We start from the raw sequence: 14810 nt of genomic DNA on the forward strand, positions 1-14810 counted from the left end.
CGTGGAGTCGAAACTCGCAGTGACGTATTTGAATTTCACCACTTCCACTCTTTAAAGGTATGTGCGGCGCGTTATTCAAGAGGCGAGAGCTATTAACGACGGGTGCATGTATGCGTGCAAAATTTTATTCGAATGAGTTGAAGGCCGAAGCCGTGCGATTGGTTGTAGAGCGCCGTTTAACGGCGGGTGAGGCTGCGGCGCGTCTTAATATTCAGTGTGAGGCAGTACGAGTGTGGGTGCGGCGATTCCGCTGCGGAAACAGGGCTGTGGCACCGCCTGAGGTCGGGCGATTGAAGACGGAGCTCCTTGAGGCATCCGTCGAGCGCGATGTCTTGCTGAAATTGGCCACTCGCCTTCTTGCCAGAACGGGTTAGCGCATAGCCATTAAAGGATCACCACCAAATAGGGTGATCGGGCCGGTTCAAGATTTTATGGCCACGAAAGCATTACGTGACTGTTGCAATACATGGCTCCAACAAGGGGTCAATAAACGACTTGGGCGGAAATGTTTCCCAGCCCATGAATTTAACCGGAGGGTGCCATGAAACTTGGGGTCAGGAAACTTTCTTCGGCAGTTCGGATCGCGCTTTCTCTCGGCGCGGTTACTGCCATGAGTATCACTACCAGCGCATTTGCCCAGACCGACGGCAATCAGCCTGCAGCGCAGAATTCCAGCAATGCGCAAACGTCGGATCAAGCCAGTCCTCCAAAAAAAGTAGCTACCTTGAAGACCGTCGTGGTCACCGGCTCGCTGATCCGTCGCGTGGATCTGGAAACCTCCAATCCGGTGGTCACGATTGACCGCGCGCAGATCGAGGCGACCGGCAAGATGACACTGGGCGACCTGGTACAGGATCTGCCGGCGATGACGGGCGGCAACACCAATCCGCAGGTCAACAACGGCGGCGGTACTGGCGCTTCCACCATCAACCTGCGCGGTCTTGGTGCAAAACGCACCCTGATCCTGGTCGACGGTCAGCGTGTGATCAGTTCGATCGGCACGGTCACTTCAACTGAAGGTGAATCGCCGGATGTGAACGCCATTCCGGCTGCCATGATCGAGCGCATCGAAGTATTGACCGATGGCGCGTCCGCGACCTACGGCTCCGATGCGATCGGCGGCGTGGTGAACTTCATCTTGAAAAAGAATTACCAGGGGGCGCAGTTCACGGCCAACGTCGGTGAATCCGACCACAACGACGGCGACCAGTCGGGCTACAGCTTCACTTTCGGACAGACGTCCGACAAGGGAAGCATCATGGGCGGCATCGAATACAACAAGCAAGATGGCGTGGAGGCGGGCAACCGCAGTTTCTCCAAGAACGCGGTGTCGATCTATGGCACCAATGGCACGGGCCCGAGCGCGCCGCATCCGGTGACCGCCAGCGTCGGTGGATCGTCGTCTTCACCCTACGGTCATATCCAGATCACCGGCACCCCCGTGCAGGGACTTTTTGGTTGCAGCTTCGTGGCGCTGAACCCGGGTGGCAACAGCCAACTGGTCAACACCTCCAATTACCACTGCTACCAGAACAACGGCCCGACCAGCGACAAGTACAACTACGCGGCGCTCAACCTGATCCTGACCCCGCAGGAGCGCACCAATGCGTTCGTGATGGGCACCTACAACCTGTCCGACAACGTGTCGGCCTACATGAACGCCTATTTCAACAAGACCTCGTCGGATTTCCAGCTGGCCCCTGGCGTCTATGGCGACCAGCCTTATGTCGCCGCCAACACGATCATCGATGTCAACAATTACTTCAACCACTTCGGTGCCACGTTCAGCAGCGCCGGCCCGACCTACAATGCCCGCCTGGCCTCCCTCGGCAACCGTGAGGCGACGTTTGGCGCCAACACCGGTCAGGTCAATCTCGGCTTGAAGGGTACTTTCTCGCTGTTCAGCCAGGACTGGAACTGGGACACCGGCCTAGACTATGGTCATTCCGGCGCGGTCACCACGACCTTGAATCTGCCGAATGCGGGCAAGTTGTACACGGGTCCCTCCTACATGTCAGCCACGGGCCTGGCGTGCGGAACGGCGGCGGCTCCTGTCGCCTGCCCGGCTGGAATCACTTCGACGGCTTTGGGGTTCAATCCGTTCGACCTGTACTCCCCGGGTTCGGTCGCTGCGCTGAAGGCCGCCGCGGCACCGGCCGTCACCAATGAATATTCGAGCCTCAAGGAGTGGCACGCGGGCATCAACGGTGGCCTGTTCAACCTGCCCGCGGGCACGGTGCAATTGGCGGCTGGTGTCGACTACCGCCAGGAATTCCTCAACTCGAACGTTGATCCGCTGCTGGCATTCGACCCGGTCGCGGGTACCTGTGTGCTGGGCAGCCAGTGTGTCTCGGCCACGCGGGGCGGCTATAACGTAAAGGAGGTCTTTGCCGAAACCTTCATTCCCATTCTCAGCGAGCTGCCGCTTGTCAAGTCGCTGAACGCAACCATCGGCGATCGCTACTCGCGTTACGACAATGGCTACGGCAGCACCAACAACTTCAAGTTCGCGGTGGAGTACAAGCCGATCGACGATCTGCTGCTGCGTGGCACCCTGGCGAACGTGTTCCGTGCCCCCAACCTCGCGGAGGCATTCAATGGGGCGGCGGCCGACGCACCGAAGCTGTCAAACGATCCCTGCAATGGCTATACCGGTACGCCGGTCAACCCCGCCTGCGTGAATGTGCCGACGAATGGCACTTTCATCAACCAGGCCGTCGCCGCCAACAACCAGATCACCGGCATTCTGTCAGGCGCCCAATTCGCCGGTATCCAGCTCAAGCCTGAGCAGGGCAAGTCGTTCGACTTCGGCGCGGTCTACAGCCCATCGTGGGCACCAGGCCTGTCAACCACGGTTGATTTCTGGCATGTGTATCTCAACAACACCATCACCACGGTGAATGCGCAGAGCGTCCTCGACGTCTGCGCCGCTGGCAACCTGGCGTTCTGCTCGCAGATTCATCGCAATCCGGTCGTCGGACCCAACCAGGGCCAGATCCTGACCATCGGCGAGCCGACCGCGAACCTGGGTACGCTGAACACCGGCGGCGTCGACTGGTCGGCGTCCTACAAGTTGCCCGAATTCTCCTTCGGTAAATTCACGCTCGGCATCAACGCCACCTATCTGAAGTATTACAACCTGCAGACCGCCCCGGGTACGGCGGGCAACACGACCTATACCGATGCCGGCCATTTCCTGTCCTACGGTTCGGCGCAACAAGCGGCCTGCCCGGGCGAGGGTACCTGCCTGTTCCCGCGTTGGCGTGCACAGGGTTTCGTGGACTGGCAGCTGGGCAACTGGAGTGCCGAATGGCGCATGCGCTACATCGGCCGCTTCCAGATGGGTTCGAAGAGCCCGTCGCAGGATGTGTTTCCGGACGGCACGTGTTACTACCAGGGCAAGCCGAATCCGGCGGGCGGCGTTTATCACTGCTCCATCACCGGTGCGGAGTTCAAGTACGGCGCCATCGTCTACAACGACGTGTCGTTTGGCTACAACATCGAACCGATCAACACGCGCATCGACTTCGGCGTGAACAACGTCTTCGACAAGCAGCCGCCCGTGCTGTACGCGAACAACTCGCTCAACGCCGACACGGATCCCAGCGATTTCGATCTGATGGGTCGTTACTTCTGGGCCCGCGTGACGGTCAAGTTCTGAGCATCAAGCGAGTGCGTTAACCTTGATGGGCCGCGTGAGTCGATCACGCGGCCCTTTTTGTTGATGCCATGACTACCGAAACTGCCACCCTGATCGTCCAAGCCCTGCAGGCAGCGAGACCAGCCGATGCGGAGCGACTCTGTCGTGCGCAATTGGCCGATAACCCCAATGACGAGCAGGTAATGCAGTTGCTCGCCCTCAGTCTGCATTTTCAAGGTCGTCTTGCCGAAGCGCTTGCGGCTTACGCCCGTTTGACCGAGTTGCAGCCCGAGTGCAGTGCCTATTGGTGCAACTACGGCACCGCATTGCTGGAAAGTGGCGTGACACCGGAAGCGGAGCGCGCCTACGCGACCGCGATCAGGCTGGATCGGGACAATCTCATGCCCAAGGTCCAGCTGGGTTTGCTGTTGCTTGCACGCAAGGACTACCTGGCCGCGCGCGAGACATTGCTTGACGCGTTCGAACTCGACAAGAGTTCACCGCTGACGCGAATCCATGCAGCAAACGCCTGTTGCCTGTGCCAGGATTTTCATGGCGCCATGGACTTGCTGAAGCCTTGGCGGACATGGTTGCCGCTGGAAAGCGAACCACTGCAGCTGGAGCTGGCCAAACTGCTGCAGCTGATGGGCGACACGCCGTCCTCCGTCGTACTTCTCGAGAATCTCATTGCCCGCAACCCGTCCCATCTGGAGGCACGATTGCTACTGGCAAAGGTGTACGAAAGAACGAACGAACTCGCCCGAAGCGAAATCATGGCGCGCGACCTGCTTGAGGATCCCATGGTGTCGACCGAGGCGGCGCGGAGCGACGTCCAACACCTGTTCGCTACATTGGCACTGAGGAACGGCGACTACGCAAACGCGCGATCCGTGCTGGAACAAAGCGGACCGCGGCACACCAGCGATTACGCGCACTATTTCGAGTTGGCGGAGACATACGACAAGCTCGGCGCGCCGGGCCACGCAATGCAGGCCTTGCGGACGGCGCACGAATGGCAGGTGCAGGAGCTGCGGATAGCGTCGCCTGAGTTCTTCCTGCCGGAGTGCCCGGCGCTGCCGGCAGCGCTTCCACTGGTGACCCCCGACGCCTATCGCCGCTGGCCAGCAACGACAGCGCCCGAGGCAACGGATTCGCCAGTCTTCATCGTAGGCTTCCCCCGTTCCGGAACGACCCTGCTCGAACAGATGCTGGACGCACATCCGGGTCTGCAATCGATGGATGAGAACCCTTTCTTCAACCGGCTCGCCGACAGGCTGAAGAGTCATGGCGAGGGAATCATGGACAGGCTGGAACTGCTCCAGCAGCGCGATTGCGACGAACTACGCAAGCTCTATCTGATCATGGTTTCCGAGAAGATCCCGCGGCGCTGGGATGCGCAACTGGTCGACAAGAACCCGCTGAACATGCTCTGGCTGCCGCTTATCTATCGGCTGTTTCCCAGGGCGAAGTTCATTCTTGCAGTGCGTCATCCGTGCGACGTGATCCTGAGCTGCTATATGCAGAACTTCCGTTCCAGCATCCTGGGTGCCGCATGCGCCAACCTGCCGCGGCTGGCTTCCGCTTACGTGAGCGCGATGGATTACTGGCTGCAGAATGTGAGTATCTTTCAGCCTGATGTGCTGGTGTCACGCTATGAGGATCTGGTGGAAGATTTTTCCGGGCATACAGCGCGTATTGCCCAATTTCTTGAGCTGGATGATTCGACGCCGATGCTGCGGTTCCACCAGCACGCCCGCGACAAGGGATATATCGCCACGCCGAGTTACGACCAGGTCATCGAGCCAGTCAACAGAAAAGGCATGAATCGCTGGATGCGGTATCAGCAGGAGTTCGAGTTGGTGCTTCCCACGCTCGAACCCATGCTTCGACACTGGGGCTATTCGAGCCATCCTGGCGAGTGACGAGTTTTCAACTCGCGGGAATTCAAAGCAGTTCCGGCAGGTTGAAGCGTCCAGCGGATGCCCATCGATTCACGGCATGGTGAACGTGTCGTTGCGGCGATCGGCATCCGGCAGTGAATGCGCAGGGTCGATACTGACGGACGTCACCTTGTGCGTGCCATCCACATGGATCACGTAGCTGCGGTGCTGCTGCCAGGTTTCCCACGGCACGCGCACGTCCTGCTTGCTGCCGTCGTCGTAAAGCACCTCGATTGTGGCGGGCAGCACCAGCTGGTCAAGATTGGCCACCGTAACGTCGACACCTTTGTGGTAATCGCCGTCGGTGTACGCAGCTTTCTGCAACGCCAGGTCGAGTTGCCAGTTGTGCTGGTACCAGCCGCGCCAGAACCAGCCCAGGTCTTCGCCGGTTTCGCTTTCCATGAAGCGGAAGAAGTCTGACGGGCTGGGATGCTTGTATGCCCAGGTAGCTATGAAGCGGCGGAATGCCGGATCGAAGCGTTCCGGGCCAATGATCTGCTCGCGCAGCAGCACCAGGCCGTAGGCGCTCTTGAAGTAGGTAACCGGATGACGGTATTTCTCCGGCACCATGTCGGCACCGATCAGCATCGACGGTGCGGCGGCATCTGCCAGCACCTTGGCCATCTGGTCGCCGGGGCTGCCACTGGCAGGCGCATATTCGCTGTCGCGCTTGGGCGCGTATTCGCCGTGGTTGAAGTGGTCGGCTTCGTAGATGTCGATGAAGGTGTTGAAGCCCTCATCGATCCAGGCATCGCGGCGCTCGTTGCTGCCCACGATCATCGGGAACCAGCTGTGGCCGATCTCGTGCGCGATCAGCGCATGCAGCTCCGAGCCGTGGGATGTCTTGTCATCGAAGGTGATGGCCGGATATTCCATGCCGCCAGCGGTGCCGGCTTCGTTGATCGCCACTGGCCACGGGTAGGGGTACCACTGCTTCGAGAAATACTCGGTCGAAGCCTTGAGGTATTCGGTGGCACGATTCCACGCATCCTTGCCAGCGCTTTCGACCGGATAGGCCGACATCGCCAGCGCGGTTTTGCCGGCCGGCAGATTCATCCGCGCGGCGTCCCACACGAATGCTTTGGAAGCGCCGAAGGCAACGTCGCGACTGTTCTGGATGCGGAAGTGCCAGGTCAACGTACCGCCCTGTTTCGGACGGCTGGATGGCTGGGTGACTTCCTCCGCCGTGCGGATCATCACGGTGGTGTCGCTGTGGCGTGCCTGCTCCAGCCGTTGTTGCTCGGTTTTCGTCAGGACTTCGGCGGGATTCAGCAGTTCGCCGGATCCGACCACGATCATGTCCGAGGGCACGGTGATTGAATAATCGAAATCACCGTATTCGAGATAGAACTCGCTGTTGAGATACGGCGCCGTGTCCCAACCGCGCAGGTCGTCATAGACACACATGCGCGGGTACCACTGCGCGATCTCGAAGATCTCGCCGTTCTTGCTTGGGTTCACGTCGGTACGGCCACCGAATTCGCCGGGCACCGTATAGCTCCACGCGATATGCACGCGCAGGCTGCCGCCGTTGCCCTTCAGTGCCTCCGGCAGCTGTATCTGCATGCGGGTATCGGAGATCACCCAGGTCGCTGCCTGTGTGTGGCCATGCGTGTCTTCGATTTCGACCGAGGCGATGGTGTAGCCATCGGTGAATTCCTTCGGGAAGCTGTCAGAGAATGCGCCGCGCGCATCCTTGCGATAGCGGTTCTGATCCAGCTGCAGCCACAGCACGTCGAGCGCGTCAGGGCTGTGGTTGGTGTAGTTGATCACTTCGCTGCCGCCGAGCTTGCGGCTGACCGGATCGAGCGTGGCCTTGATCTGGTAATCGGCGTGGTTCTGCCAGAACAGCGGCCCGGGCTTGCCGCTGGCCGAGCGGTAGGCAGTCGCTGGCTGCGGGTAGGCGAATGGGGCGAACGTCTGCCGCGGATCGAAACGCGCAGAGGTGCCGGTGTCCGTCGCATGGGACGGCAGCGCCGCTGCACACAGCAACGACAGGCAGGCGGCGAGGCATGGGAGCGTGAGGTTTTTCATGCATCAGTTCCAGGGGATGGGGCTTGCGGCATCAGGTGCGTGATGGGGGAACGATGGCAGCACACCCGCCGACAGTATCAGTACGGTGGAAGCACATGCAGCAGCTCGTAGCACGCACCCATGGTGTGGTAGTCGGTCTTGCCGGCCGGACTTTTCTCGTCGTCGATCTTGCGATTGTCGCGGGTGAGGATGCGGTACCACGCGCCGTACTGGTGATCGACGAAATGCTGCCACGAGTACGCCCAAAGTTTCCCGTACCAGTCGTCATAGACCGGCAGGCCGGTGCGCGCGTGCAGCAGGGCAGCAGCGACCAGCGATTCGGCCTGCACCCAGAAATACTTGTCGCCGTCGCACACGCTGCCATCCGGCGCGAAGCCGTAGCAGATGCCGCCGTATTCCTTGTCCCAGGCGCGTGCCAGCGCGGTGTCGAACAACCGCTTCGCGGTCGGCAGCAGCCAGTGTTCCTCGCGGCCGCGTTCGAGCAGCAGCGGCTCCAGGATCAGCAGCAGCTTGGCCCATTCGGTCTGGTGGCCCGGCTGGAAACCCCATGGTCGAAACAGGTGTCTGGGATCGTCGCGGTGATAGTCCCAGTCGATGTGCCAGTCGCGGTTGTAGTGCTCCCACACCAGTCCGCCAGTCTGGGTGGTCTGGCGGCGGGTCATGTGATCGGCAAGCGTGAGTGCACGCTCCAGATAACGTGGTTCGTCGCTGGCCTGGTAGGCTGCCAGCATCGCCTCGCACATGTGCATGTTCGCGTTCTGTCCGCGGTAGTCGCTGAACTGCCAGTCGGCATCGGCCTCGTCGCGGTACAGCCCGGCTGCGGCATCCCAGTAGCGCTGTTCCAGCAGACGCCAGGTTTCGTCCATCCAGGCCGCGGCCTCGACGATGCCGGCCTGATAGGCGGTGGCGTAAGCAAGCAGCACGAAGGCCACGCCGTACGCGTGGTTGGTACGATCCTCCGGCCGGTTATCCATAAGTGTCCAGGCATAGCCGCCGCTGCGCGGATCCCGATGCACCTCGCGCAGGTAGCGCAGGCCATGCCGTGCAGCATCGAGGTACTCGCTGTGGAGGGTGGCTGACGTATCAAGTTCGATCGCTGCCATGGCGTAGTTGAAGACGAAGCGCGTGCTGCTGACCAGGTGACGATGGCGGCGGTTGTAGATCGTGCCGTCGTCCTTGAAATAGTGGTAGAAACCACCGGTCGGATCGATCGCGCGCGGGTGATAGAACGCCATGGTCTGCACCACATGGCTGCGCAGGAATGCAGCAGAGCGGAAGTCCGGCATGGCCGCAAGCATGCTCATGCCTGCTGCTCCATGAAGGCCAGCACTTCGTCGCCACGCGGCATGGCGGCGAACGAACCCTGGCGAGTCACGGTCAGCGCACCACAGGCAGCAGCAAAACGCAGCATGGCGTGCAGGCGCGGCAGTTCGGTCACCAGTCGCTCGATCCGGTCAGGGGCGGCCGCAAGCTCGGCCAGACAGCACAGCAGGCCACCAACGAACGCGTCGCCGGCGGCCGTGGTGTCGACGACTTCGGCCGGATAACACGGCAACTCGCCCTCGGCATCGGGATGGAACCAGCGCAGCGGCTTCGCGCCGTCGGTCACCACCACCAGTCTGGTGCGGCCCAGCCATAGCCGGTCGAGCGCCGCCTGTTCGCCATCCACCGCGAGCCACGCGAATTCTTCGGCGCACATTTTCACCACGTCGGCCAGATGCAGGGCCGGCCACAGCAGCGGCCGCGGATCGACTTCGGCAGGCCACAGCGCCGGGCGCAGGTTGACGTCGAAGCTGACCAGCGCACCGCTGCCATGCGCGCGTTGCATGCCTTCACGGGTGGTCGCGGCCAGCGTCGGGTCGGTCATGCTGTTGGAGCAGACGTGGAATACCGCGATATCGCGGAACGTATCGGCACGAAAATGCGCCGGCCGGAACAGCAGGTCGGCCGTATGCTCCCGGTAGAAACTGAAGCTGCGCTCGCCATGCGCATCCAGCGTGACGAAGGCAAGCGCAGTATTCGCCGCTTCGGCACGTGCGATGTCGTCGGTACCGACGCCGGCCTGCTGCAGGCTGTGCAGCAGGAAGTCGCCAAAGCGGTCACGAGACAACATGCCGGCGAAACGCGCCGTACCGCCGAGTCGCGCCGCCGCCACCGCGACGTTTGCAGGGGCGCCGCCGGCAAACGGCACGAAGCGCTGCGCAAAGCCGGAAACGTCGCCGCCCTCGGCATGAAAATCGATCAGTGCTTCACCGAAGCACAGGATGGGTCGCGTGGACATGGTCAGGATTTCTTGGATGAGGAGTGAATCGCAGCAGCAACGCCTTCGATGGCGACTTACGGAATGGTGCGAACGCGGGAGCCGCTGATGCCGTAGAACAGGATGTACAGGTAGCACAGCAGCGGCAGGAAGAAGGCATGCTGAAGGCCGATGTGGTCGGCGAACTTGCCTTCAGCCCAGGGAATCAGTGCACCACCAACGATCGCCATGATCAGCAGGCTGGAGGCCTTGCTGGTCATCGGCCCCAGCCGCTCGATGCCGAGCGCGAAGATGGTCGGGAACATGATCGAGTTGAACAGGCCGATCGCGATGATGCTGTACATCGCTACATCACCGCTGCTGAGCATGGTGGTGAGTACCAGCAGTGCATTGATCGCGGCGAAGGTGGCCAGCAGCTTGCGCGGCGAAAATTTCGCCATCAGCGCGGAGCCGAGGAAGCGGCCGACCATGGCGCCACCCCAGTAAAAGGAAACGTAGTGCGCAGCCTCCTGCTCGCTCATGTGACCGATGTCGGGCATCGACAGGTAGTTGACCATGAAGCTGCCGATCGACACTTCCGCGCCGACATAGAAGAAGATGCCCAGCACGCCGAACAGCACATGCGGATGACGCAGCACTTCGATGAAACCATGCCTGTCGTGGTCGTCCTGATCGGTGGTCCCGGTCAAGGCGGGCAGGCGGAACAGCCACACGAAGGCCGCCAGCAGGAACAACACCACGGCCAGTCCGATGTACGGGAATTGCACGGCCTGCGCCTGCTGGGTGTCATAGAGCAGTCGTTGGGCCGGCGCCAGCGCGGCTAGGTCAGTTGGATCCTTGACCACGTTGGACAGGATCAGCAGGCCGCCGAAGAGGGGAGCAAGCGTGGTGCCGAGTGAGTTCAATGCCTGCGCGAGGGTCAATCGACTGGAGCTGGTTTTCTCAGGGCCCAGCAACGCCACATAGGGATTGGCGGCCACCTGCAGCACGGTGATGCCGGTGGCCAGTACAAACAAGGCGCCGAGGAAGGCCGGGTACAGGTGCAGGCTTGCCGCTGGCCAGAAGCCCAGCGCACCCAGTCCGGCAATCGCAAGCCCGGCGACGATGCCCTTCTTGTAGCCGAGAGTTGCGATCAGCCGGCCTGCCGGCATCCCCATCAGGAAGTACGCGCCGAAGAAAGTGAACTGCACCAGGATCGCCTGGGCGTAATTGAGCTGGAAGATCGACTTCAGATGCGGGATCAGGATGTCGTTCAGGCAGGTCAGGAAGCCCCACATGAAGAAGATCGTGGTGAGCACGCCCATCGCCATCGGGTAATCGGTGTAGCGCTCCTTGCCACCGCCGGAGGTGGTCGCGAGAGGTGATTGCGGTGGAGTGGCAAAGGCCATGTGGATTCCCCTGAGGGTGCTCAGACGGTGGGTGGAGGACAGCTGCTTGCGCGCACCACCAGTTGCACCGGTGCAATGGTATGCCGGGTCAAGGCGGTGGGATCGCGCAGGCGTTGCAGCAGCAATTCGGCCGCCTGACGACCGCGTGCGAGCGGTGCGGTGGTAAGTGTGGTCAGTGGCGGCATGCTCATCGATGCCTCGGCGATGTCGTCGAAGCCGGTCAGGGCGAAGTCGCGGCCTGGCTGCAGCCCGCGCTGGCTGAGGCCGAGCATCAGGCCAAGTGCCACCGCGTCGTTGTAGCAGACAGCCGCAGTCGGCATCGGCGCAGCTGCGAAAAGTGCGGCGGTCTGGCTGGCGGCATCGAGTCGGGTCGGCGCACATTCCAGCTGCCAGTGCGGCTCGATGCGCAGACCTGCCGCCTGCATCGCTTCGGTATATCCGGCATGGCGTTGCCGGCAGGAACTGGCAGCGCGATGGCCGCCGAAGAAGGCAATGCGCCGATGGCCTTGCGCGATCAGGTGCTCGGTGGCGAGTCGTGTGCCGCGCTGGTTGTCCAGCGCCAGCAGATCCCAGTGCGCGTATTCGGGCAGGTTGCCACCCAGTTCGCGATTGAACAGCAGCAGCGGTGTCTGCGCACCCATGGCGGCGAGTACCTGCTGTGCGCTGCTGCCTTCGGCCGGCGACAGAATGATGCCGGCCGGACCATGCTCGATCAACGAGCCGAGCACGGCCTGCTCGCGCGTCGAGGACTCGCTGGTGCAGCCGAGCAGGGTGACGAAGCCGGCCTCGCCCACCACAGCGTCGACGCCGGCGGCGAATTCGGCAAAGAACGGATTGGCCAGGTCGTTCAGCACCAGGGCGATGCTGGAGGAGGTGCGCCGGCGCAGGTTGGCGGCGGCGCGGTTGTAGACGTAACCCTGCCGTCGCAGTTCTTCCTCGACGCGGGCACGGGTGTGCTTGTTCACCAGCGGGCTGCCGCGCAGCACCAATGACACCGTGGCGCGCGAGACGCCGCACCCGGCTGCTACGTCGCTGAGGGTGATCTTGTGCCGGACCGGGGTGATGCTCTGCATCGTTATTTCCAGATTGGAACGATCCAAATGTAACCATGTCGGCACAACGCCGTCGATCTCGCAGCGCAACATGCGATGCGCCGACGGCAGTGCTAGCGTGCCGCATTTGGAACGATCCAAGTATGGAGAATCGCGCGATGGCCAGCCCCTGGTTCCGCCTGTTGATGATCGCCCTCAGCCTGGGCCCGGTATCCGCGCTAGCCGTTTCCGACCACGCCTCCGCGGTCGATCCGCGTATAGGTACCGGTGGCGATGGCCATACCTTTCCCGGCGCAACGGTGCCGTTCGGGATGATCCAGCTGTCGCCCGATACCGCGGTGCCGGACTTCAAGCACGCCTACAAGTGGGCGGCCGGCTACCAGTACAACGACCCCACGATCATGGGCTTTTCGCATACGCACTTCTCCGGTTCGGGCCATTCGGACCTGGGTGATGTGCTGGTGATGCCGATCGCAGGCGACGTGCGACTGGAGCCGGGTGACGCGACACAACCTGGCAGCGGCTACCGCTCGCGCTTCAGTCACGACAGCGAGGTGGTGCAGGCCGGCTATTACGCGGTGACGTTGAGTGATTACGGCGTACGCGCCGAACTCACCACCGGGCGTCGGGTGGGCTGGCATCGCTATACCTTCCCGACCGGCAAGCCGGCCCACGTGCTGCTCGACCTGCGTCCCAGCATCTACGACTACCCCGGCAAGGTGCTGTGGGCCAACCTGCGCGTGCATCCGGATGGCACCGTCACCGGCTGCCGCACTATCCGTGGCTGGGCGCCGGGGCGCGAGCTGTGTTTCGCGATGCGCTTCTCGCAGCCGATGACGTCGCGCGAGCTGTACAACCGCGAGACGGACGTCGTCTACAAGGGGTTCGCGGGGCCGGGCAACCAGCCGGAAGATCACAACGCACAGAACGGGCGCGCGCTGGTCGGCGTGTTCGATTTCGGTGCGCTGAAGCAGCCGTTGGAAGTGAAGGTGGCGATTTCGTCGGTGAACCAGGCGAACGCGATCGCCAACCTCGATCAGGACGGCGCTGGCTGGGATTTCGATGCCCATCATGCCGAGGCGACCGCTGCCTGGAACAAGGCGTTGTCGGTGATCGACGTGGACGGCACGGCGACGCAACGTACCGGTTTCTATACCTCGCTGTATCACGCGATGCTGGCGCCGACGTTGAGCATGGACGTCAATGGCGAGTACCGCGGGCCGGATCATCAGGTGCACCACGCGGATGGCTTCGAGTTCTATTCCAGCTGGTCGATGTGGGACGTCTACCGTGCCGAGGAGCCGCTGATGGTGCTGCTGCGTCCCGACCTCAGCACGCAGTTCGTCCGTTCGCTGATCGCCGCCCAGCAGGCCAGCCCGTTCGGCATGTTGCCGGTGTGGAGCTATCAGGGACTGGAGACCTGGTGCATGACCGGCTATCACGCGGTGGCGGTCATTGCCGATGCCTACGTCAAGGGCGTACGCGGATTTGACGCCGACCAGGCGATGAAGGCGATGGTGTCTACCGCGACCTACGGCGATTACGGCGACCTTGCCGATTACATGAAGCTCGGCTATGTGCCGATCGACAAGGAAGTGGAGGGTGGCTCCAAGACCCAGGAATACGCCTATGACGACTGGGCGATCGCGCAGATGGCCAGGGGAATGGGCAAGAGCGACATCGCTGCGACGTTCGAGAAGCGCGCCGGCAACTGGCGCAACGTGTGGGATCCGAAGACCGGCTTCATGCGCGCGAAGCTGAGCAATGGCCAGTTCCGCGAGCCGTTCGACCCGGCCTCGGCCGCGTACGGCAGCGATTACACCGAGGCGAATGCCTGGCAGTACTCCTGGTACGTGCCGCAGGATGTGGCCGGACTGATTGCTGCTTTTGGCGGTGATGCGAAGTTCGTCAGCAAGCTCGATCGGCTGTTCGATGCCAAGGTCGATCCGGCCATCTTCAAGAACGTGGAGGACATCACCGGCCTGATCGGCTGGTATGCACATGGCAATGAGCCCAGCCACCACATCGCCTACCTGTACGACTATGCAGGCGCGGCGTGGAAGACGCAGCAGCGGCTGAAGCAGATCATGGACAGCCAGTACGCCACGCGACCGGACGGTCTGGTCGGCAACGATGACCTCGGCCAGATGTCGGCGTGGTACGTGTTCACCGCGCTCGGTTTCTATCCGGTGACGCCGGCCAGCGACGAGTACGCGATCGGCCGGCCATTCGTGCCGAAGGCGGCGATCCATCTTCCCAATGGGCACACGTTCACCGTGGTGGCCGATCAGCTGGATGACGCGCACCCGTATGTCGGCGCGGTCACGCTGAATGGCAAACCGCTAGACCACGTCTATCTTCGTCATGCCGACATCCTCGCCGGCGGCGAGCTGCATTTCACCATGCAGGCCGCACCGAACAAGCGGTGGGGAGAAGCTGATGCGGCACGGCCGATGGCGATGAGTCGCTACCGTCAGTGAAAAGTTGCCAATGGAG

Annotated in this window: 8 protein-coding genes; 3 read left to right on the forward strand and 5 right to left on the reverse strand. The window is 62.0% G+C overall.

The features are described from left to right. Positions 1–610: 610 nt before the first annotated feature. Complete coding sequence (locus B0E51_RS03365; RefSeq protein ID WP_254424391.1) at positions 611–3661, forward strand: TonB-dependent receptor; 3051 nt, start codon at positions 611–613, stop codon at positions 3659–3661. 68 nt (positions 3662–3729) lie between these two features. Further along, positions 3730–5562, forward strand: a complete 1833-nt coding sequence (locus tag B0E51_RS03370; protein WP_077443433.1) for a tetratricopeptide repeat-containing sulfotransferase family protein — start codon at positions 3730–3732, stop codon at positions 5560–5562. 69 nt (positions 5563–5631) lie between these two features. Here the strand turns inward: B0E51_RS03370 and B0E51_RS03375 are convergent, their stop codons facing one another. The 5 genes from B0E51_RS03375 to B0E51_RS03395 all read right to left on the reverse strand — a co-directional run bounded on the left by B0E51_RS03375 (position 5632) and on the right by B0E51_RS03395 (position 12335). Continuing rightward, positions 5632–7614: a M1 family aminopeptidase gene (locus tag B0E51_RS03375; protein WP_077443434.1), complete on the reverse strand. Its 1983-nt coding sequence runs from the start codon at positions 7612–7614 to the stop codon at positions 5632–5634. Positions 7615–7691: 77 nt separating this feature from the next. After that, positions 7692–8918, reverse strand: a complete 1227-nt coding sequence (locus B0E51_RS03380) for an AGE family epimerase/isomerase (RefSeq protein ID WP_077443435.1) — start codon at positions 8916–8918, stop codon at positions 7692–7694. Further along, positions 8915–9895 (reverse strand): carbohydrate kinase, encoded by a 981-nt coding sequence (locus tag B0E51_RS03385; protein WP_077443436.1) that lies wholly within the window; start codon positions 9893–9895, stop codon positions 8915–8917. The genes B0E51_RS03380 and B0E51_RS03385 overlap by 4 nt, the downstream gene beginning before the upstream one ends. 56 nt (positions 9896–9951) lie before the next feature. Further along, the gene (locus tag B0E51_RS03390) at positions 9952–11184 is read right to left on the reverse strand and encodes a sugar MFS transporter (protein ID WP_254424409.1); all 1233 of its coding nucleotides are present in this window, start codon (positions 11182–11184) and stop codon (positions 9952–9954) included. A 98-nt stretch (positions 11185–11282) separates the two neighbouring features. Continuing rightward, on the reverse strand, positions 11283–12335 hold the full coding sequence (locus tag B0E51_RS03395; RefSeq protein WP_077443650.1) for a LacI family DNA-binding transcriptional regulator: 1053 nt from the start codon (positions 12333–12335) through the stop codon (positions 11283–11285). A gap of 122 nt (positions 12336–12457) precedes the next feature. Here B0E51_RS03395 and B0E51_RS03400 point away from each other — a divergent pair, with 122 nt between their 5' ends. Continuing rightward, positions 12458–14794, forward strand: coding sequence for a GH92 family glycosyl hydrolase (locus B0E51_RS03400; protein WP_077443438.1), 2337 nt, complete (start codon positions 12458–12460; stop codon positions 14792–14794). The last annotated feature ends 16 nt before the right edge of the window (positions 14795–14810 follow it).

This window comes from Rhodanobacter sp. C05, from assembly GCF_002001165.1.
Lineage (GTDB): Bacteria > Pseudomonadota > Gammaproteobacteria > Xanthomonadales > Rhodanobacteraceae > Rhodanobacter.

What these genes read in the sequence shown, in the direction of transcription:
- B0E51_RS03365 (WP_254424391.1), top strand. Translation starts at nt 611, where the DNA reads ATGAGTATCACTACCAGCGCATTTGCCCAGACCGACGGCAATCAGCCT.
- B0E51_RS03370 (WP_077443433.1), top strand. Translation starts at nt 3,730, where the DNA reads ATGACTACCGAAACTGCCACCCTGATCGTCCAAGCCCTGCAGGCAGCG.
- B0E51_RS03375 (WP_077443434.1), bottom strand. Translation starts at nt 7,614, where the DNA reads ATGAAAAACCTCACGCTCCCATGCCTCGCCGCCTGCCTGTCGTTGCTG.
- B0E51_RS03380 (WP_077443435.1), bottom strand. Translation starts at nt 8,918, where the DNA reads ATGAGCATGCTTGCGGCCATGCCGGACTTCCGCTCTGCTGCATTCCTG.
- B0E51_RS03385 (WP_077443436.1), bottom strand. Translation starts at nt 9,895, where the DNA reads ATGTCCACGCGACCCATCCTGTGCTTCGGTGAAGCACTGATCGATTTT.
- B0E51_RS03390 (WP_254424409.1), bottom strand. Translation starts at nt 11,184, where the DNA reads ATGGCGATGGGCGTGCTCACCACGATCTTCTTCATGTGGGGCTTCCTG.
- B0E51_RS03395 (WP_077443650.1), bottom strand. Translation starts at nt 12,335, where the DNA reads ATGCAGAGCATCACCCCGGTCCGGCACAAGATCACCCTCAGCGACGTA.
- B0E51_RS03400 (WP_077443438.1), top strand. Translation starts at nt 12,458, where the DNA reads ATGGAGAATCGCGCGATGGCCAGCCCCTGGTTCCGCCTGTTGATGATC.